Below are 18,009 nucleotides of genomic sequence, written 5' to 3'. Positions count from 1 at the left end.
CAATATTGATCAGTAACTATTTTTCAATTAACGCTTATCAATTAAGGAGAGAAATTCTCGGCGCAAATTGGGATCTTTTAAAAATGAGCCGCGCATCACGCTATTGATCATTTTGGAATCCCGATCTTTCACACCGCGCCATTGCATACAAAAGTGATCGGCCTCCATCACCACCGCAACGCCAATGGGCTTAATCTTTTTCTCCAGCATATCGGCTAGCTCGACCACAGCCTCTTCCTGAATTTGCGGGCGACACATGACCCACTCCGTTAAGCGAGAGTACTTGGATAAACCAATCAAAGCTGAAGTTTTACTGGGCAAGACCCCAATCCAAATGCGGCCCATGATAGGACATAGGTGGTGCGAGCAAGCGCTACGAACCGTAATTGGACCAATGATCATCAGCTCATTGAGGTGACTGACATTGGGAAACTTGGTTAAGGTGGGTTGCTCTACATAGCGCCCATTAAAGACTTCTTGCACGTACATCTTAGCAACGCGCTCACTCGTTTTTTTGGTATTGTGATCATTGTCAGTATCGATCACCAAACTTTCTAAAACGGCTTGCATCTTTTGCGCTACTTCATCAACCAAGCCCTCTAACTCACCGGGCTTAATAAACGCAGAAATATTGTCATTGGCATGAAAGCGCGCCTTTTGCGCCACAATACGGCGGCGAATAATGACCGATAAGGGAGTGCCAGCATCACTCTTACTAACTGCACGAGCCGTTTTCTTGCTCACGACTTGCTTAGTAGACGCCTGCTTGGTCGCAGGCTTGTTTGCTACTGTTTTTTTAGGGATGGGTTTAGTTGGCATAAAGGTAGGTGATGAATAATTAAATTTGACAAAAGATCGCGACTATACAGGCGATACCGCAGGTCCACACAATGGATCTTGCGGTAGGCCAGTTACCGACATAGCAAATCAGATAAACGATACGGGTAGAGACAAAAGCAATCGATAGCAGATCTAAATTGGCTTGGGGAGCATGCGCAATGGACGCAATGATGACCGCAGCAAAAAATAATGGCAGGGATTCAAAGAGATTGGCTTGAGCAGCATTGGCTCTTGCTCGAAAACCTTCTTGTTTTGCTAACCACTCACGCGGCCGGCTATTGTCGTAGTTCTGAAAACCTTTTTTAGCAATTCCAGCAGCGACATAAGGCAACAAACCCATGAAGAGGATGCAAGCGTAGGCGATGGTCATGTGTTTTCTTTCTTAGGTTTTCTTTGAACCAATCCGCGTTTCGGATCCATCCAATAATTTGACGATGTTATTGCGATGGCGCCAGAGCATCAATACACACATGACTGTCAAAGTCAGGCCCATCGGCTCAACACCAAATAAAAAGACGCAATACACCGGAGCAAAGATGGCAGCGCAGATCGCCGCCAAAGATGAGTATCGGGTAAAAAAAGCCACAATCAACCAAGTGCTTAATGTGGCTAAGCCCAATATCCAGTTGATGCCAAACAAAATACCGCAGGCTGTTGCAACTCCTTTACCACCCTTAAAGCCATGAAAGATAGGAAAGAGGTGCCCCAAAAATACGGCCAGCACTACGCCGCAAAGGACCCAAGAGTTCAAGGTCCCAACCAAAGTGTCATCACCCAAGAGCCAGCGAGCCAGTACTAGCGCAATAAAGCCTTTGGCACCATCGCCAATCAGGGTAAGTACAGCCGCTTTTTTATTACCGGTGCGCAGCACATTAGTGGCACCCGGGTTACCGGAACCATAGGTATAAGGATCAGGTAATCCCATACTTTTGCTGACAATCACGGCAAAAGAAATTGAACCAATTAAATAAGCAATGGGAATGAGTAAGTAGACTAAAGGATCCATAGCCCTATCTTAACCACTTATGCTCACGCACCACGCGGATGGTGCTGCTGATGAATCGATTTCAGGCGTTCACGCGCTACATGGGTATAGATCTGGGTCGTCGAAATATCAGCATGTCCCAATAAGAGTTGTACGACCCGCAAATCCGCACCATGATTGAGTAAATGCGTTGCAAATGCGTGTCTTAAGGTGTGCGGTGATAAAGCCACAGGAATATTGGCTTGTAATGCATAGCGTTTAATTAAGGCCCAAAAGGCTTGGCGTGTCAGCGCCCCGCCCGTATGACGCCCAATAAAAACGGCATCACTGGTTTTACCTTCCAGAATCGAAGTTCTGGCATCGGCCAAATATCGACGCAACCACTGCCCTGCTTCTGCTCCAAAAGGCACAAGACGTTCTTTACCGCCCTTACCGTTTACCACCCTCACAACGCCTTCATTCAAGCCTATGGCAATCGTTTTTAAGGAAACGATTTCAGAAACACGCAGGCCACTGGCATACATGAGCTCTAACATCGTGCGATCCCGCAGTCCCAAAGGCGTATCAATATCTGGGGCATTGAGTAAATCAGTGACTTGCGCCTCGGAGAGTGTCTTCGGAAAACGCAAGGCTTGCTTAGCGGCACGCAATCCCAAACAAGGATCTGCCTTCACTAAATTCATGCGCAGCGCATGACGGTAAAACCTTTTAAAGACGGTTAAGCGTCGATTAGCCGTAGTCGCCTTGTCACTGCGCTTAGAAGCAATATAGGCAGTGAGTTCTTTTTCACCTACGCCGTATAAATCGATTTTGCTATTTTGCAAATAGAGCCACTGCGCAAAGAGCAGTAAGTCACGTCGATAGGCCGCTAGGCTGTTTTGGGAAAGGCCATCTTCTAACCAACAAGCATCGCAAAATTGGTCGATGGCTTGTTGGCTTGATTGATTAATCAAGGTGTTCAACCTTAAAAAGCGGATTAACAACCTTCCTTATTTGGTTGCCTCTTCTAGTTTTTCAGCTAGCCAGACTTTCATAAGCGACTGATAAGGCACATCCATTTTATTTGCTTGTAATTTAATCCCCTCTAGAAAACTTTGAGATAAGCGCAAAGAAATTGAGGCTGTAGTTGGTTTTAGATTGGGCATGACCACACGTACCGCTTTGGATAAATCAAAATATTCTGAAGCATCATTCTTTTCCCAGAATGCGCGCTCCTCTTTCTCGCTCTTAAATTGTGGAATTACTTTATTGGACTTTTTCATAAAATTCCCTCTCTTTCTTGCTCATCGGCCTTGCTGAATCCACACGGATCAAGCTGCTTTGAACCCTCAAGGTAAAAATTACCGATAACTGTTTACCATCTGCAGTGATACCCAGAGCAAGAAATCGACTTTCCCCAATACTGTGTTTAGCATCATCCTGAATCAATAGCGGCTGATTAAAAAAGATCTCTTCAGCCTCCACCTGCGATACACCATGCTTATCCTTATTTTTATAAGCATTTCCTGCGTCCCACTGGAGCCCTAATATTAGCTCAAAATCAATCATTTATGTATATTACTATAATATACATAACCCACCAAGTAAAGTGGTCAAACCTCCAATGCCTTAGTCACGGAAATTATTAAAACCCAGTGGCGCCTCAGTAACTTCTTTACGCAACATAGTCATCACTTCTTGTAGATCATCGCGCTTACCACCAGTGACGCGCACAGCGTCACCTTGAATACTGGCTTGCACTTTGATCTTGCTATCTTTAATGATGCGAACGACTTTTTTAGACAACTCTGAGGTAATGCCTTTTTGGATCTTCATGGTTTGCTTGCGCTTATCGCCACCAATCGTCTCGGTCTTATCGTCTTTCAGATAACGCACATCGACGTTGCGCTTGGCCATCTTACCAACCAGCACATCTCTGACCTGACCCAATTTAAAGTCATCATCGCCATACAAAATGAGGGCTTCATCTTTTTGCTCGACTCGGCTATCCGAACCTTTGAAGTCAAAGCGATTGGCGATTTCTTTATTGGACTGCTCAATGGCATTTTTAAGTTCAACCATATCGGGTTCACAAACCACATCAAATGAGGGCATTTTTCACTCCTGTATGAATACTTTAACTTTGCACTTTTTTAGCATTTTCTGGGATTTTTTTCCCAAAACGCCGAAGACGAATAAGATTGTGGCATGAACTTGCCCTCATCAAGCACAACCCTTGCCAACTGCACGCCAAAGCTTGGGCTCTTGCAGCGCAATACCTTAGGAATCGAGTCCTACGCTGAGCAAGCGATTGTGATTTCCAAATCCGAGCAAATTCCTTTGCTTTTACAAGACATCAAAGCTCATGGCCTGCCTTGGCAAGTCTTAGGGGGAGGCAGTAATGTGGTTCTTCCAAGCGTATTGCCTGGGATCACCCTTTTAATCGATATTGCTGGCAGAGAAGTTATTTCTAGCGATAGAACAGAGACATTGATTCGAGTAGGTGCTGGTGAACATTGGCACGATTTTGTACAGTGGACTCTTGCGCAAGGTTTTCCCGGAATGGAAAACCTTGCCCTTATTCCAGGAACCGTAGGCGCCTCTCCAATTCAAAATATTGGCGCTTATGGCTTGGAAGTCGCTCACTTTATTGAGAACGTGCAGGCTTTTGATACTGAAAAAAACGGCTTTGTTACTTTGAGTAATCGCGAGTGTGAGTTTGCTTATCGCGATAGTTACTTCAAACAGAATCCCAATCGTTTCATCATCACCCAAGTCACTTTTAAACTTCCAAAAGCCTGGGCCCCAAAATTGACTTACGCTGAACTAGCAAAACAGTTTTCCAATCAGAGCCCCACCCCACTAGAAATTTTCAATGCCGTTTGTGCCATACGCTCGAGCAAATTGCCTGATCCTAAAGTCTTGGGTAATGCAGGCAGTTTTTTTCAGAACCCGATTGTCAGTGAAGCGCAATGCACCGAGCTAGCAAAGCAATATCCCGCAATAGTGTCTTTTCCAGATGCAGTAGGTCAGCGTAAGCTGGCAGCAGGCTGGCTGATTGATCAATGCGGCTTCAAAGGCAAACGAATAGGGCCTGTAGGGGTCTACAACAAACAGGCCTTGGTCTTAGTGAACTATGGTGGCGGTAGCGCTCAAGATATTCTTGGTCTAGCAAAACAGATTCAAGACAAGGTGCAAGAAACCTTTGGGGTGCAGTTGCAGATAGAGCCAAATATTTTTTAAATTAATCCGGTCAATAGAAATTACGCGTTACTGATCTTTAATAGTTCTGGATATTGTTTTAAGAGCGCCGACTTACCCTGATTGAGTCTTTTTTTCCATCCTGGTCCACGTTCTTCAGCGTTGCGCCAAGCTCTCCTAATTAACTCTATTTGCCCATTATCAGACAGCACTTGAAAAATAGCAGCGGCCTGCATGAGATCTTTATTTGCTTTTACACGATCGCTATTGGGCCTCTCCCCGTAAACAATTAACTTATGCACTGCGTAGCGCTCTGGTGAAGGAATATTCACTATACAAGCACCTTGCTTACTCAGAAGAACTGCCTGGGTTGTATCAACCAAAGAGAACTCCATAAATTTTAAACACTCGAGTGCAAGGCCTAGTTCAGGCAGAACAACTGGGCCTCCGCTACGAGTTTCGGCAGTAACAAAATCCAGACGCAGTTCCGGGTCTAGGGGATTACGGTACTGAGCCCCTGTTTTGCCAGAGAACTCTGCAATCGGCAGTAAACCCATCTCCAATGAACTCAGAGCATCATGAACAGAAATCTTCATATTGGCAGCCAAGGCAATCGAAACATTATTACCTGCATGAGCAAAATCGACATCCATTGTTTGCTGTGCAGATGTCCATTGCACCCCCAGCATATTACCCATCGCTAAAAATGCGTGGGTGCCAATTAAAATCCCCCCTGCACTAAAAAATCCATATTGCTCAAGTCGGTTGATGACACGAAAATGTTTTTGAAGCGTACCCATACAACCCAAAGCTTGAGCTGAAGCAGTCAATTTTTGCGTTTGATCCTGAATAGAGCCCTCTTTTACTTTTTTACGGCTCTCTATCAACTCTAAAACACGCTCATTTTCAGGCCCCAAATATGCCATACGCCCACGGCCATCAATGTCGCGATAGCCGTAATAAACGTAAGAACGGCCTTTTTGCAACTGACGGTGAAATGCTCCTGGCAAGGCCCGCAATCTGTCAATTGCCTGAATGCGTAATTGGTCCTGCAGCTCAGCATAAGCCGTTTGTGCGGACAAGGAGAGTGGCTTGTAGAGGATTTTGTTCGTCATTTTGGTTATTATACAAAATAATTACTTGTATAATAACTCAAAGATAGTAAGCATTACAGGGGATTTAAATCCTTAAATCGAACTTGAGAAGACCCATCTGCTAAGCGTACTTCAAACTGGTTTTGCGTATTTAAGTCTTGGGGCTTGCGGATCGCTTGCATTGCTGGATTCAGAATCACGGCATAGCCCCGCTCTAGGGTGCGCTGGGGATTGAGCATCTCGAGTTGCAATTGATAGTGATTTTGGTTGCGCTTGAAATTATCGATTTGTACTGACCACGCTTGTTGCAAACGGGTCTGCCATGAAGTGATTTGCTCACGCATCCGATCAGGATTAGGCAACGCATGGGAGAGTCTGAGCGCCAATTGATCTAAGGTTTGGGCTTCACGCTCAACGCGCTGCATTAAGCGCTGATAGAGTGCTTGCTCAATTGTTGCTAACTCTTGCAGCAATTGATCTTTACGGGGTGCTGAGAGCTCTGCTGCCCCGGTTGGGGTTGGCGCCCGCAGATCGGCGACAAAGTCTGCAATGGTGACATCGGTCTCGTGCCCTACGCCACTGACAATCGGTATGACTGAGCCTGCAATGGCGTAAGCGAGCTGCTCATCATTAAAGGCCCACAGATCTTCAATGCTCCCGCCTCCCCGAACCAACAAGATCACATCAACCGCTGCTTCTTGATTGGCGTTCTGAATAGCAGAAATAATTCCAGCAGGCGCATCAGGGCCTTGCACGAGCGTGGGATAAATCACAATCGGGATATGTGGACTTCTTCTTTGGAGGGTGCTGAGCACATCTTTGAGCGCCGCTGCTTGTGGAGAAGTGATGATGCCAATCGCACGCGGATGACTTGGAATCTCACGTTTACGCTCTAGATCAAATAAACCTTCTTTAGTGAGTTTGGCTTTGAGTTTAAGAAAGGCTTCGTATAAGCCGCCCATGCCCGCTTTACGTAAACCTTGAATGGTCAGCTGCACATCACCTCGCGGCACATACATCCCTAAACTGGCACTGACTTCAACCAAATCTCCAGATTGGGGCATAAAGCCCACCTGGCTATTACGCCCCCGAAACATCACGCAGCGAATTTGCCCTTCATCATCTTTTAATGAGAAATACCAGTGTCCGCTGTCATATGCCTTGAAGTTAGAAATCTCCCCGCTCACCAAGACGGTATCGAATTGCGCCTCTAATGAGCTTGCAATGGCGCGGTTTAGATCGCCAACCGACAGGACTTCCCTTGATATTTCCGACATTTTTTCTCGCGTGTTCTCAAACTATGAGGCTTTGCTGCCCATAAACTATCCACAGACCCATATTAGAGCCAATAGACCAAAGTCAATGTAAGTAATCGCTGACCCAGTGCGTCGCATTATTCCAACAGTAGCTCTATAAGCCATTGATTTATATTAATTAAATTTGTCTCTCTAAACGGGATCAGATCCCATCAATCTATCCAAGAAAATGTCGATTCTTGACCGAGATCAAGGCCTTAGAAAAGTTTTGCACAGAGTTATCCACAGGGCAGCTTTCAGAAAGGGATAAGGCAATTGGGCTAAAGTACCAGTCTATGTACACCATCTTATTGTCTGCTGGCTGGCCGATTTGGCCACTTCTCATCATTTCTATTCTTGGGCTTGCCATTGTCATTGAGCGAGCCTGGTATTTGCGCAAAATTCAGATCTTCCCCTCCGGCTCACTGGAAACTGCCTTCACCCTAGCCAGTCAGCTCGAATCTGGCAAAACGGTTCCCAGCTCAGAAATCGAGCGCCTTGCTCGGCTTTCACCAGCCATGCCACTCCTAGCAGGGGTTTTACAAGAGAGAATCTCTGGCGCATCAAATGAGGCAGCCTTAGAAGAATTACAAGCCATTGCCCAGGCGACCTGGCATAAGCTTGAGCGTTATCTTGGAGCCTTGGCTACCATCGCGACCGTTGCGCCGCTCCTGGGTCTTTTTGGCACCGTGGTGGGCATGATTGAGATCTTTGGCAGTCAAGGCGCAATCAATGGCGGAGCAGCCAGCCCTCAACAACTTGCGCACGGCATCTCTGTGGCGCTCTACAACACGGCCTTTGGCCTACTGATTGCGATTCCGGCTTTGGCAGCCTGGCGAGGTTTGCGTGCGATAGCTAACCAGCGTCAACGCGAGTGTGAAGAATTTACTCGCCAGTTATTTAAAAAACTCTTTACCCAATGAGTTGGCTTTCGAACTTGGCCATTAAAACAGCCACCCAAAAAGGGGGCTTCTCTTTAGGTTTGAATGCTCGTACTCAAAGTCCTGAGCCCGAGATTAATCTCATTCCGTTTATTGATGTGCTCTTGGTAGTTCTGATTTTTTTAATGATCTCAACTACCTTTACCCATTACCAAGAGCTCGCTATTTCCCTGCCAACTGCTAACGGCAGTGATAACGCTAGCCAGACCAAACAAATTCATGTAGCCGTCAGTAGTGATGGACGCTTTGCCATCAATGGCCGAGTTACTGAGCGCAGTCAGCTGGCTGCCATACTCAACCAAGATAGCCCCAACAAGGATATGCAAGTATCTATTGATGCTGATGCCAGAGCGCCGCATCAAGCCGTCATGAGCGCCCTAGAAGCTGCAAGAGATGCTAATCTCTCGAATATTGTCTTTAGCACTCAAACCAAGAAATAATTCAAGAGCGAACGCAAAAGCGCATGCCCAAAATGTTTAGCAAGGCTCCAGCCTTCTGGGAGCGTCGTGGCCCTACCAGTCTTTTACTCTGGCCTCTCTCTTTTTTGTTTGGGCAATTACTGCGTCTACGCAAACTCCTAAATGAATTTGATCTGACTGGTAAAAAGACTGCGCGCGTACCGATCATCATCGTGGGCAATATTCGGGTGGGTGGCACCGGCAAAACCCCGATCGTAATCTCACTCGCCGAGCGCTTGTCTGAGCTTGGCTGGCATCCTGGAATCATTAGTCGCGGCTATGGCGCCGATACGCAAACTGCGCCAATGCTAGTGACCAGTGATTCAGACCCCACACTGGTGGGCGATGAACCCGTCTTAATTGCTAAACGCACCAATAATCAATTTCCGCTTTATGTGTATCCCAAGCGCAAGCAAAGTATTGCCGCTTTATTACACGCATACCCCGAAGTGAATGTGATCATTAGCGATGATGGCTTACAGCACTCGGGTTTAGTCCGCTGGCCAGCGCGTGAAGGCGGTCGCGATGTAGAGTTTGTGGTCCGTGATCAACGTGGTGAGGGCAATGGATTTTTATTACCAGCAGGCCCCCTTCGTGAACCCCTGACCCGCGAGCGCGATGCGACTCTGATAATGGGTAGCGCTGCATCGCTTACTGCCAAAGCAGATGAATATTTTTTAGGTCGCCGCGCTTTTACCCTCCGCCCCCATTTTGGTAGACCCTATCAACTCAATAACCCACAGGCCTATAAAACGCTTGATGATATGAGTCTGGCTTACTCTGGTAAACCAGGGCGAACTCGCATTACAGCAGTAGCTGCGATTGGTAATCCCAAGCGCTTTTTTAGTGATCTGGAAAAACATGGTTTAAAGATTAAAGGCATTGGTCTACCTGATCACAGCAGCTTTACTCCTGAATTTTTTCAAAAAATTGATGCCGATTGCATTCTGATTACCGAAAAAGACGCCGTAAAATGTAAGGATATTAACGATGCTCGCATTTGGGTAATACCCATGCACCTCAATATTCCAGAAGATTTGCTCGAGTGGTTGCAAACCATTTTGCACAGACCCGATCCGAACCGCTACACTTTGTAATCTATTAATGAATTGAGAATTACCATGGATAAACGCCTACTCGAAATTTTGGTTTGCCCACTCTGTAAAAGTGCACTGACGCTCAATACCCAAAAGCATGAGCTCATCTGTAAAGCTGATCGCTTGGCGTATCCGATTCGGGAAGATATTCCAGTGATGATCATCGATGAAGCGCGCGCTCTTGCGCCTGATGAAGTGATCTAAGGCATTACTACTCTAGAGCCGATTACGTTGACTTCTGCCACAAGCCCTGAATTTCTGGTCGTCATTCCCGCAAGACTGGGATCGACTCGCTTACCGCGTAAACCGCTTGCCGATATTGCTGGTAAACCGATGGTTGTGCGCGTTGCTGAGCAGGCAAAAAAATCGCAGGCTAAGAAAGTGCTGGTCGCCACCGACTCTGCTGAAATTTTGGCCGCTTGCAAGTCCCATCAAATTGAATGCATTCTCACACGTGAGGACCATCCAACCGGTACTGATCGCATTGCTGAAGTCGCCCATCTACTCAAACTACCAGAACAGACTTTAGTTGTTAACGTCCAAGGCGATGAACCCGCGATTCCACCAGAGCTCATTAATCATGTAGCGCAAACGCTTTCTAGTAATACCAATTGCGCCATCTCGACCGTTGCAGTAACTATCACTGATTTAGAGGAAATTGCTAATCCGAATGTCGTGAAGGTAGTTCTCAATCGCGCGGGTCATGCTTTGTATTTTTCACGAGCACCGATTCCGTTTGTGCGAGATTCAGATACACAATTGCCCAGCCAACTGCATCTTCGTCATATCGGCATTTATGCATACCGAGCGACGTTTTTACAGGCTTACACTCGTCTCAAGCCGGCCCCTTCAGAGCAAGCTGAGGCACTAGAACAACTGCGTGCACTTTGGTATGGTTACCAGATTGCAGTCCATATCGCCCCTCAGGCACCACCAACAGGGGTCGACACACCAGAAGACCTAGAGCGCATTCGCCAGGCGTTTTAAAGAGCCAATTCCCCGCTTTTCTCGGGGATAATCCTAGTCAGAAGCCATAAACGATCCCGAAAAAATACGGGACAATGCAATTCTAATAAGGGGAAAACACAATGCGCTTAATTCTGCTCGGTGCACCTGGTGCTGGAAAAGGAACGCAAGCACAATTTATTTGTAAGCAATTTGGGATTCCACAAATCTCGACTGGTGATATGTTGCGCGCTGCCGTTAAAGCCGGTACTGAGTTGGGTATCGCTGCCAAGAAAATTATGGATGCGGGTGGCCTCGTGTCCGATGACATCATTATTGGCTTGGTTAAAGATCGCTTAACTCAGCCCGATTGTGCCAAAGGCTATTTGTTTGATGGCTTTCCTAGAACCATTCCGCAAGCACAGGCTATGAAAGATGCGGGAGTTCCGATTGATTATGTTTTAGAGATTGATGTTCCCTTTGATGCCATTATTGATCGCATGAGTGGGCGCCGAGTGCACCCTGCTTCTGGACGCACCTATCACATTAAATTTAATCCACCTAAAGTTGCAGGCGTGGATGATGCAACTGGCGAGCCCTTAATTCAGCGCGATGATGACAAAGAAGAAACTGTCCGTAAGCGCTTACAAGTCTATAACGACCAGACTCGTCCTTTGGTTGAGTATTACTCGAGCTGGGCTAAACAAAGTAATAGCAGCGATAAAGTCAAGGCGCCCGCCTATCGCAAAGTCAATGGCACCGGTAGCGTAGAGGACATCACCACTGCAATTTTTGCCGAGCTGAAATAAATCTTTTTATGGATTAGTAACAAGCATCTCAAAAGACCTGCAATTGCAGGTCTTTTTTTATTGCCACGCAAGATTAACCGGGTCGACATTGAGTAAGGTTATGATCTTCAAATGACTTCTACCAAACTCACAAACTATATTTTGGGCGCCATGCTTTTAGGCATCCTGGTGGGCTACCTCGTGAATAGGCATGGGGCTGATTCGGGGTTTTCTGTACAGTATGTGACCTATATTTCGATATTGACCGACGTCTTTTTACGCCTGATCAAAATGATCATTGCACCCTTGGTCTTTGCCACTATGGCAGTAGGCATTGCGCGCATGGGTGATGCCTCAACCATTGGCCGCGTAGGCTTGAAAACCTTTGCTTGGTTTATTTCAATGTCGACGGTTTCTTTGCTGCTCGGACTCGTGATGGTGAATTTACTGCATCCTGGAGTTGGCCTGGATTTAGCCTTGCCGGATGTTGCAGCTAGCAGCTCGATTAATAAAGGTGGTCTTAATCTTCCTGACTTTGTAAAACACATCTTCCCCACCAGCATCATGGATGCGATGGCTAAAAATGAGATCTTACAAATCGTGGTTTTCTCGGTCTTTTTTGGAGTAGCTGCAGCCAGCTTTGGTGAGCGCGCCGCAGAATTCATACGCAATCTCGATATGCTCTCGCACATCATGCTCAAAATTACGACAGCGGTCATGAAGTTCGCACCCGTTGCCGTCTTTGCTGCAGTCTCATCTGTGGTTGCTGAAAACGGCTTATCGATTTTGCTCACGTATGGCAAGTTTATGTTTAGCTTTTATGCTGCCATCGTAGTTCTCTGGATTGTGATCATTGCAATTAGCGCGATCTTTCTCAAAAAGCGCGCACTTAAACTGGCCTGGATGCTGCGTGAGCCTGCCTTACTCGCCTTTACAACTGCTAGCTCTGAAGCCGCCTACCCATTAACTCTTGAGCAACTCGAGCGCTTTGGTTGCAAAAATAAGATTGCCTCTTTTGTTTTGCCAGTAGGCTACTCATTCAATTTAGATGGCTCAATGATGTATTGCACCTTTGCAGCAATTTTCATTGCGCAGGTCTACGGTATTGAGATGTCGACTTCACAGCAACTACTAATGCTCTTAGTCCTGATGGTCACATCCAAAGGGATCGCAGGAGTGCCCAGAGCGTCCTTAGTGGTGATTGCAGCAACGCTGTCACAGTTTCATTTGCCTGAGGCGGGCATCTTGCTGATTCTGGGTGTGGATCACTTTTTAGATATGGCGCGCTCGGCCACTAATGTGCTGGGCAATGGCATGGCCACTGCAGTCATCTCTAAATGGGAAGGCGAGCTATCTTAGAGCGTGCTACTTGAGTTCTTTAAGAGCACTCTCAAACGATTCAATGTCGGCAAAGCTGCGGTAGACCGAAGCAAAGCGAATGTAGGCGACTTTATCTAAGCGCTTAAGTTCACGCATTACCAGCTCACCCACCCGCTCACTCGGAATTTCTTTTTCACCAAGGCTCAGCAGTTTTTCTTCAATCCGGGTAATGGCTTCTTCAACCGAATCAGAAGAAACTGGGCGTTTGCGTAATGCCAGCTTAATGGATCCGACTAATTTGTCATGGTTGTAATCTACACGGCTACCGTTTTTCTTAACAATGGCAGGAAGCGCCAACTCCACACGCTCATAGGTCGTAAAGCGCTTATCGCATTTAGCACAACGCCGACGACGCCGATTGGTATCGCCTTCATCGGATACCCGGGTATCCATTACCTGAGTATCGTCGTTATGGCAAAAAGGGCAGCGCAAGAATGTTCTCTTTTAACTAAATGAATTAGCTTGCGCTATAGACTGGAAAACGCTTAGTCAACTCAGTGACCCTCGCGCGCACCTGAGCGATATTGTTTGCATCATGGGGATTGTCTAAAACATCGGCAATCAGATGACCGACTTGCTTAGCTTCGGCTTCTTTAAAGCCGCGCGTGGTCATCGCTGGTGAGCCCAAACGAATACCGCTCGTTACCATGGGTTTTTCTGGATCATTCGGAATGCCATTCTTATTGCAAGTAATATGCGCTTCGCCCAAAATACGCTCCGCTTCTTTACCCGTCATTTTCTTAGCGCGCAGATCAACCAACATCACATGCGATTCGGTGCGGCCAGACACGATGCGCAGTCCACGCTCGGTAAGCGTTTCAGCCAAGGCTTTGGCATTGGCAATGACTTGTTTTTGGTAGTCTTTAAAGCTAGGCTCAAGCGCTTCTTTAAAAGCAGTGGCTTTACCTGCAATCACATGCATTAAAGGACCGCCTTGTAAGCCAGGAAAGACTGCGGAGTTAATGGCTTTTTCATGCTCGGCTTTCATCAGAATGATGCCGCCGCGAGGACCACGCAAACCCTTATGGGTCGTGGAAGTCACAATGTCTGCATGCGGTAATGGATTGGGATAAACACCTGCAGCAATCAAACCTGCATAGTGCGCCATGTCCACCATAAAAATTGCGCCCACTTCTTTAGCAATTTTGCCAAAGCGCTCAAAGTCAATTTGAAGCGAGTAAGCAGAAGCGCCAGCAATAATTAATTTAGGCTTGTGCTCACGAGCCAAACGTTCCATCTGCTCGTAGTCGATCACTTCATTTTTATCTAAACCATAGGCAATCGGATTGAACCATTTACCACTCATATTTAAAGGCATACCGTGAGTCAAGTGACCCCCTTCAGCCAAGCTCATTCCCATAAAGGTGTCGCCGGGCTTTAGAAAGGCTAAAAAGACCGCTTGGTTAGCTGATGCACCGCAATGGGGTTGTACATTCGCTGCCTCTGCACCAAAGAGTTGCTTGACCCGATCAATCGCCAACTGCTCAGCCACATCGACAAACTCACAACCACCGTAATAGCGCTTGCCGGGATAGCCCTCAGCGTACTTATTAGTCAACTGGGAGCCTTGAGCCTGCATGACCGCTGGAGAGGTATAGTTCTCAGAAGCTATGAGCTCAATATGGTCTTCTTGACGGCGATTCTCATCGGTAATGGCGGCCCATAATTCGGGGTCAGTCTTGGCTAAGGTGTTTTGACGGTCAAACATGGTGATAATCCTGATGTAATTGGACTGCTTAAGTAAAATCTACCCCTACATCATACAAAATCCCCCATGAACCCTACTCAAGACCTTTCCTTTCTCTCCCTTGTCCTCGATGCCAGCACCCTAGTGCAACTTGTGATGCTCTTATTGCTTGGTATGTCGATTGCCTCTTGGACCATTATTTTCAAAAAAGGGGCCATTTTGAGCGGCGTCAGGCGCGATACCGAGCGCTTTGAGCGCGACTTCTGGTCTGGCGGAGATCTGGGCACACTTTTAGAAGCGGCCCAGCGCAATACGCGTAGCGATGCTGTGCTCGAACATATTTTTGAAGCAGGTATGCAAGAGTTTCTCAAGTTCAAAGAAATCGATGCAGCGCGCCGCGCCATGAAAGCGACTTATCAACGTGAGATGGATATGTTAGAGGCCAATCTTCCATTTCTGGCATCTGTCGGATCAGTATCTCCTTATATTGGTTTGTTTGGCACCGTATGGGGCATCATGCATGCCTTCAGAGGTTTAGCCAATGTGCAAAATGCAACCCTGTCTGCAGTCGCTCCTGGAATTGCCGAAGCATTGGTGGCAACTGCTATTGGTTTGTTTGCAGCGATTCCTGCAGTGATTGCATACAACCGTTATGCAACAGATGTAGATCGCTTAGCGATTCGGTTTGAAACCTTCATTGAAGAGTTCACTAATATTTTGCAACGCCAAGTAGCCGGTCGTTAATTCATACTCATGGCTAAATCTTCTTTTCGCACCAGCAAGCGTCGGGCGATGTCCGATATCAATGTCGTTCCCTACATTGATGTGATGCTGGTATTGCTCGTGATCTTCATGGTCACAGCGCCCATGGTGAATCCTGGTATCGTGAATTTGCCCACTGTTGGTGGCGCTAAAGTGCAGGCCCTACCTCCCGTGTTTCTCACAATCGATGCCGATGAAAATATCATCGTGCGCAAAGATGGTGAATCAACGCAGACGCTAAGCAAAATGGAGTTGGGTAGCTTTGCACGCAATCAAGCAGAACGATCCCCGGATCAACCCTTAGTATTGGCAGCAGATAAGTCTGTCAAATACGAGGTGGTGATGGATGTGATGTCTAAACTCAAAGAAAACGGTGTTAAACGCGTTGGCTTAGCAGTCAAGAGTCAATAGCCTTATTCTCATCATGAATAGCGCGCCACTTTCAAACCAGTCGTTTTCTCGCTATCGCTTTGGTAAAACTGAAAGCACTAAGCGGGCACTCACGTTTTCGCTCATTGCTCACTTAGGTTTACTCGCTTTTCTCATGATTGGTATCCAGTGGCGCAGCTCTACTCCTGCTGGTGTAGAAGTTGAGCTGTGGGACGCCGTTCCTCAAGTCAATACTCCCGCTACACCCGAGATCAAAACTGAGGCCAAAGAAGAGGCGGCTGATATTGCGATCAAGAAAAAGAAATTAGAAAAAGAGCTCCCGAAAAAAGAACCTGCGAAAGAAGTGGTTAAACCCAAACCCATTCCCCCTCCAGAAAAACCGGCAGTAAAGCAGGCTGACACGCCTAAAGCGCTCTCGCCCGCAGAAGTCAAGGCCAATGCTGCAGCCGAAAAAGTCCGTGCCGATCAACTTGCTCGCTTACGCGCTGCTGCAGGCGCTGAAGGCGGCAGTGGTGGAACTTCTGGTAGCGGTGTTGGTGGCGGTGGCAACGCTCCTCCCGGCTGGACCGATAAGGTCATTAAGAAAGTCAAACCCTTAATTGTGTTTAACGCAGAGTCAGTGAGCGGCAATCCTGCGGCTGTCATTAAAGTCGATCTTGCTCCAGATGGTGCCATTTTGAGTACCAGCATCATGACTTCGAGCGGAATTGAAGCCTGGGATCGCGCCGTCCTCCTGGCGCTCTCACGCGCACAAAGCCTTCCGAAAGATGACAGTGGCAAAATTCCACAACGCCAAGTCAAATTGACATTCAAACCCAAGGATTAACGCATGTTGCAGTTTGTAAAAAAATGGATTGCTTACTCAACAATTGCCATCTGTGGCTTGGGAATCTCTGCAAGTGCAATTGCTCAAATGAATATCGAGATTACCGGTGTCGGCCAATCTTTGTATCCGATTGCTGTCATGCGCTTTCAGGATGAAAATAAATTACCCACCAGTGTTACTGAAATCATTCGCCAAGATTTACTACGCAGTGGTTACTTTAAAAATACTGAGAACGGTAATGCTACCGAGAACCCCAACGGGACGCCAAACTATAAATCTTGGGCGGCACGTGGAGCCGATGCTTTAGTAGTCGGGTCAGTTGAGCAAACCGGTCCTTCTCAGTTTGAGATTCATTACAAACTCTTTGATATTCGTAAGAGTCAGGCTCTGGGTGGATTGGATATCAATTCAAGTGCCGATAATTTACGTGCTGCTGCTCATAAGATTGCCGACGACATTGTGTATAAACTACTTGGTGAGCGTGGTGTCTTTTCAACTCGCTTGTCGTATGTGATCAAAGATGGTAAGCGCTATCGCTTAGTCATTTCCGATGCCGATGGTCAAAATATTCGTAATGCGCTCAATAGTGCAGACCCAATCATTTCACCGTCATGGTCACCTGATGGTAAGAAAGTAGCCTATGTTTCTTTTGAAGATCGTAAGCCCGTGATTTATGTGCACGAGTTGGCTACTGGCAAACGGGTGATGCTCTCCAATCAAAAGGGTAATAACAGCGCGCCAGCTTGGACTCCCGATGGGAAGCAATTAGCGATCTCACTTTCTAAAGATGGCAACACGCAGATCTACGGCATTAATAGTGATGGTAGTGGCCTGCATCGCCTCAGTCGCGGTTACACAATTGATACTGAACCCCAGTATTCACCAGATGGCCGTTATATTTATTTCACAAGTGATCGTGGTGGTAGTCCCCAGATCTATCGCATGAGCGCGGAAGGGGAACAGGTTGAGGGTGTCAAACGCATCAGTTACAAACAGGGTTTTGTAACCTCACCTCGCATCTCCCCCGATGGAAAATATCTAGCTTACATCGCTAATATCGGTGGCGCCTATCGACTCTATATCGTCAATTTAGCTACCGGGGATAGTCAAGCCCTCACTGATGGCACGAGCGATGAATCTCCTTCTTTCGCCGCCAATGGCCGCTATCTCCTTTACTCCACCAAGGTCAATGGCAAGCGCGTCCTGGCTGCAGTTTCGGTAGATGGCAATTCCAAGCAAGTGCTCACCATTCCAGGATCGGACATTCGTCAGCCATCCTGGGGTCCTTTTATGGACTAGCGGTTCAGCATTGAGGGAGTCAATGGGAGGCTGCAATTCACC

23 protein-coding genes are annotated in these 18,009 nt (G+C 47.0%); 12 read left to right on the top strand and 11 right to left on the bottom strand.

All coding sequences use genetic code 11. The features are described from left to right. Positions 1-27: 27 nt before the first annotated feature. Genes folE through Pas1_RS01550 form a run of 7 tightly spaced genes read right to left on the bottom strand, consistent with a single transcriptional unit; the run spans position 28 to position 3,919 of the window. Complete coding sequence (gene folE, locus Pas1_RS01580; RefSeq protein WP_225971463.1) at positions 28-819, bottom strand: GTP cyclohydrolase I; 792 nt, start codon at positions 817-819, stop codon at positions 28-30. 19 nt (positions 820-838) lie between these two features. Then, complete coding sequence (locus Pas1_RS01575) at positions 839-1,210, bottom strand: MAPEG family protein (protein ID WP_112294286.1); 372 nt, start codon at positions 1,208-1,210, stop codon at positions 839-841. Between the two features lie 12 nt (positions 1,211-1,222). Then, a complete protein-coding gene (gene plsY / locus Pas1_RS01570) occupies positions 1,223-1,846 on the bottom strand; it encodes a glycerol-3-phosphate 1-O-acyltransferase PlsY (protein WP_112208826.1) in 624 nt (207 codons plus the stop codon). 23 nt (positions 1,847-1,869) lie between these two features. Beyond that, positions 1,870-2,775 carry a site-specific tyrosine recombinase XerD gene (gene xerD, locus Pas1_RS01565; RefSeq protein ID WP_404824873.1) on the bottom strand — a complete coding sequence of 302 codons (906 nt, stop codon included), beginning with the start codon at positions 2,773-2,775 and terminating at the stop codon, positions 1,870-1,872. A gap of 39 nt (positions 2,776-2,814) precedes the next feature. Beyond that, positions 2,815-3,087 (bottom strand): BrnA antitoxin family protein, encoded by a 273-nt coding sequence (locus tag Pas1_RS01560; protein WP_112203046.1) that lies wholly within the window; start codon positions 3,085-3,087, stop codon positions 2,815-2,817. Then, the gene (locus Pas1_RS01555) at positions 3,071-3,373 is read right to left on the bottom strand and encodes a BrnT family toxin (RefSeq protein WP_112294285.1); all 303 of its coding nucleotides are present in this window, start codon (positions 3,371-3,373) and stop codon (positions 3,071-3,073) included. Before Pas1_RS01555 ends, Pas1_RS01560 begins: the two co-directional genes overlap by 17 nt. A gap of 60 nt (positions 3,374-3,433) precedes the next feature. Beyond that, complete coding sequence (locus Pas1_RS01550) at positions 3,434-3,919, bottom strand: YajQ family cyclic di-GMP-binding protein (RefSeq protein ID WP_112203042.1); 486 nt, start codon at positions 3,917-3,919, stop codon at positions 3,434-3,436. Between the two features lie 93 nt (positions 3,920-4,012). Between Pas1_RS01550 and murB the strand changes: the two genes are divergently transcribed. Further along, a complete protein-coding gene (gene murB, locus Pas1_RS01545; RefSeq protein ID WP_112294284.1) occupies positions 4,013-5,047 on the top strand; it encodes a UDP-N-acetylmuramate dehydrogenase in 1,035 nt (344 codons plus the stop codon). A gap of 20 nt (positions 5,048-5,067) precedes the next feature. Here murB and Pas1_RS01540 read toward each other — a convergent pair whose 3' ends face one another. Both Pas1_RS01540 and xseA read right to left on the bottom strand, forming a co-directional pair. Further along, positions 5,068-6,120, bottom strand: a complete 1,053-nt coding sequence (locus Pas1_RS01540; RefSeq protein ID WP_204881662.1) for a nucleotidyltransferase family protein — start codon at positions 6,118-6,120, stop codon at positions 5,068-5,070. 53 nt (positions 6,121-6,173) lie between these two features. Beyond that, the gene (xseA, locus tag Pas1_RS01535; RefSeq protein WP_112294283.1) at positions 6,174-7,376 is read right to left on the bottom strand and encodes an exodeoxyribonuclease VII large subunit; all 1,203 of its coding nucleotides are present in this window, start codon (positions 7,374-7,376) and stop codon (positions 6,174-6,176) included. Between the two features lie 314 nt (positions 7,377-7,690). On the opposite strand from xseA, the gene Pas1_RS01530 reads away from it, so the two are divergent. The 7 genes from Pas1_RS01530 to Pas1_RS01500 all read left to right on the top strand — a co-directional run bounded on the left by Pas1_RS01530 (position 7,691) and on the right by Pas1_RS01500 (position 12,982). Next, a complete protein-coding gene (locus Pas1_RS01530) occupies positions 7,691-8,317 on the top strand; it encodes a MotA/TolQ/ExbB proton channel family protein (RefSeq protein WP_112203036.1) in 627 nt (208 codons plus the stop codon). Next, on the top strand, positions 8,314-8,775 hold the full coding sequence (locus Pas1_RS01525; protein ID WP_112294282.1) for an ExbD/TolR family protein: 462 nt from the start codon (positions 8,314-8,316) through the stop codon (positions 8,773-8,775). The genes Pas1_RS01530 and Pas1_RS01525 overlap by 4 nt, the downstream gene beginning before the upstream one ends. 23 nt (positions 8,776-8,798) lie before the next feature. Further along, positions 8,799-9,890 (top strand): tetraacyldisaccharide 4'-kinase, encoded by a 1,092-nt coding sequence (lpxK, locus tag Pas1_RS01520; protein ID WP_112294281.1) that lies wholly within the window; start codon positions 8,799-8,801, stop codon positions 9,888-9,890. 24 nt (positions 9,891-9,914) lie between these two features. Then, a complete protein-coding gene (locus Pas1_RS01515) occupies positions 9,915-10,094 on the top strand; it encodes a Trm112 family protein (RefSeq protein ID WP_112203030.1) in 180 nt (59 codons plus the stop codon). A gap of 27 nt (positions 10,095-10,121) precedes the next feature. After that, a complete protein-coding gene (kdsB, locus tag Pas1_RS01510) occupies positions 10,122-10,877 on the top strand; it encodes a 3-deoxy-manno-octulosonate cytidylyltransferase (protein WP_112294280.1) in 756 nt (251 codons plus the stop codon). A gap of 101 nt (positions 10,878-10,978) precedes the next feature. Beyond that, positions 10,979-11,644 carry an adenylate kinase gene (gene adk, locus Pas1_RS01505; RefSeq protein WP_112294279.1) on the top strand — a complete coding sequence of 222 codons (666 nt, stop codon included), beginning with the start codon at positions 10,979-10,981 and terminating at the stop codon, positions 11,642-11,644. A gap of 111 nt (positions 11,645-11,755) precedes the next feature. After that, positions 11,756-12,982, top strand: a complete 1,227-nt coding sequence (locus Pas1_RS01500; RefSeq protein WP_112294278.1) for a dicarboxylate/amino acid:cation symporter — start codon at positions 11,756-11,758, stop codon at positions 12,980-12,982. Positions 12,983-12,988: 6 nt separating this feature from the next. Here the strand turns inward: Pas1_RS01500 and nrdR are convergent, their stop codons facing one another. Both nrdR and glyA read right to left on the bottom strand, forming a co-directional pair. After that, positions 12,989-13,435: a transcriptional regulator NrdR gene (gene nrdR, locus Pas1_RS01495; RefSeq protein ID WP_112203024.1), complete on the bottom strand. Its 447-nt coding sequence runs from the start codon at positions 13,433-13,435 to the stop codon at positions 12,989-12,991. 25 nt (positions 13,436-13,460) lie between these two features. Further along, positions 13,461-14,711: a serine hydroxymethyltransferase gene (gene glyA / locus Pas1_RS01490; protein WP_112203023.1), complete on the bottom strand. Its 1,251-nt coding sequence runs from the start codon at positions 14,709-14,711 to the stop codon at positions 13,461-13,463. 66 nt (positions 14,712-14,777) lie between these two features. Here glyA and tolQ point away from each other — a divergent pair, with 66 nt between their 5' ends. The 4 genes from tolQ to tolB are packed head-to-tail and all read left to right on the top strand — an operon-like array spanning position 14,778 to position 17,967. Next, complete coding sequence (gene tolQ / locus Pas1_RS01485; protein ID WP_112203021.1) at positions 14,778-15,434, top strand: protein TolQ; 657 nt, start codon at positions 14,778-14,780, stop codon at positions 15,432-15,434. A 9-nt stretch (positions 15,435-15,443) separates the two neighbouring features. Then, positions 15,444-15,863, top strand: coding sequence for a protein TolR (gene tolR / locus Pas1_RS01480; RefSeq protein ID WP_112203019.1), 420 nt, complete (start codon positions 15,444-15,446; stop codon positions 15,861-15,863). A 13-nt stretch (positions 15,864-15,876) separates the two neighbouring features. Beyond that, on the top strand, positions 15,877-16,668 hold the full coding sequence (locus tag Pas1_RS01475; RefSeq protein ID WP_112203017.1) for an energy transducer TonB: 792 nt from the start codon (positions 15,877-15,879) through the stop codon (positions 16,666-16,668). Between the two features lie 3 nt (positions 16,669-16,671). Next, positions 16,672-17,967: a Tol-Pal system beta propeller repeat protein TolB gene (tolB, locus tag Pas1_RS01470; RefSeq protein WP_112294277.1), complete on the top strand. Its 1,296-nt coding sequence runs from the start codon at positions 16,672-16,674 to the stop codon at positions 17,965-17,967. Positions 17,968-18,009: the final 42 nt, after the last annotated feature.

It is taken from the genome of Polynucleobacter paneuropaeus, assembly GCF_003261235.1.
GTDB lineage: Bacteria > Pseudomonadota > Gammaproteobacteria > Burkholderiales > Burkholderiaceae > Polynucleobacter > Polynucleobacter paneuropaeus.
The sequence above is the reverse complement of the archived record's forward strand: the minus strand, read 5'-3'. Positions and strand labels throughout refer to the sequence as shown.

Coding starts and splice junctions, on each gene's coding strand:
- xseA (WP_112294283.1), bottom strand. CDS start 7,376: ATGTCGGAAATATCAAGGGAAGTCCTGTCGGTTGGCGATCTAAACCGC.
- Pas1_RS01500 (WP_112294278.1), top strand. CDS start 11,756: ATGACTTCTACCAAACTCACAAACTATATTTTGGGCGCCATGCTTTTA.
- Pas1_RS01475 (WP_112203017.1), top strand. CDS start 15,877: ATGAATAGCGCGCCACTTTCAAACCAGTCGTTTTCTCGCTATCGCTTT.
- Pas1_RS01550 (WP_112203042.1), bottom strand. CDS start 3,919: ATGCCCTCATTTGATGTGGTTTGTGAACCCGATATGGTTGAACTTAAA.
- Pas1_RS01555 (WP_112294285.1), bottom strand. CDS start 3,373: ATGATTGATTTTGAGCTAATATTAGGGCTCCAGTGGGACGCAGGAAAT.
- tolQ (WP_112203021.1), top strand. CDS start 14,778: ATGAACCCTACTCAAGACCTTTCCTTTCTCTCCCTTGTCCTCGATGCC.
- Pas1_RS01560 (WP_112203046.1), bottom strand. CDS start 3,087: ATGAAAAAGTCCAATAAAGTAATTCCACAATTTAAGAGCGAGAAAGAG.
- lpxK (WP_112294281.1), top strand. CDS start 8,799: ATGCCCAAAATGTTTAGCAAGGCTCCAGCCTTCTGGGAGCGTCGTGGC.
- Pas1_RS01540 (WP_204881662.1), bottom strand. CDS start 6,120: ATGACGAACAAAATCCTCTACAAGCCACTCTCCTTGTCCGCACAAACG.
- folE (WP_225971463.1), bottom strand. CDS start 819: ATGCCAACTAAACCCATCCCTAAAAAAACAGTAGCAAACAAGCCTGCG.
- Pas1_RS01530 (WP_112203036.1), top strand. CDS start 7,691: ATGTACACCATCTTATTGTCTGCTGGCTGGCCGATTTGGCCACTTCTC.
- adk (WP_112294279.1), top strand. CDS start 10,979: ATGCGCTTAATTCTGCTCGGTGCACCTGGTGCTGGAAAAGGAACGCAA.
- tolB (WP_112294277.1), top strand. CDS start 16,672: ATGTTGCAGTTTGTAAAAAAATGGATTGCTTACTCAACAATTGCCATC.
- Pas1_RS01515 (WP_112203030.1), top strand. CDS start 9,915: ATGGATAAACGCCTACTCGAAATTTTGGTTTGCCCACTCTGTAAAAGT.
- glyA (WP_112203023.1), bottom strand. CDS start 14,711: ATGTTTGACCGTCAAAACACCTTAGCCAAGACTGACCCCGAATTATGG.
- tolR (WP_112203019.1), top strand. CDS start 15,444: ATGGCTAAATCTTCTTTTCGCACCAGCAAGCGTCGGGCGATGTCCGAT.
- plsY (WP_112208826.1), bottom strand. CDS start 1,846: ATGGATCCTTTAGTCTACTTACTCATTCCCATTGCTTATTTAATTGGT.
- Pas1_RS01575 (WP_112294286.1), bottom strand. CDS start 1,210: ATGACCATCGCCTACGCTTGCATCCTCTTCATGGGTTTGTTGCCTTAT.
- Pas1_RS01525 (WP_112294282.1), top strand. CDS start 8,314: ATGAGTTGGCTTTCGAACTTGGCCATTAAAACAGCCACCCAAAAAGGG.
- murB (WP_112294284.1), top strand. CDS start 4,013: ATGAACTTGCCCTCATCAAGCACAACCCTTGCCAACTGCACGCCAAAG.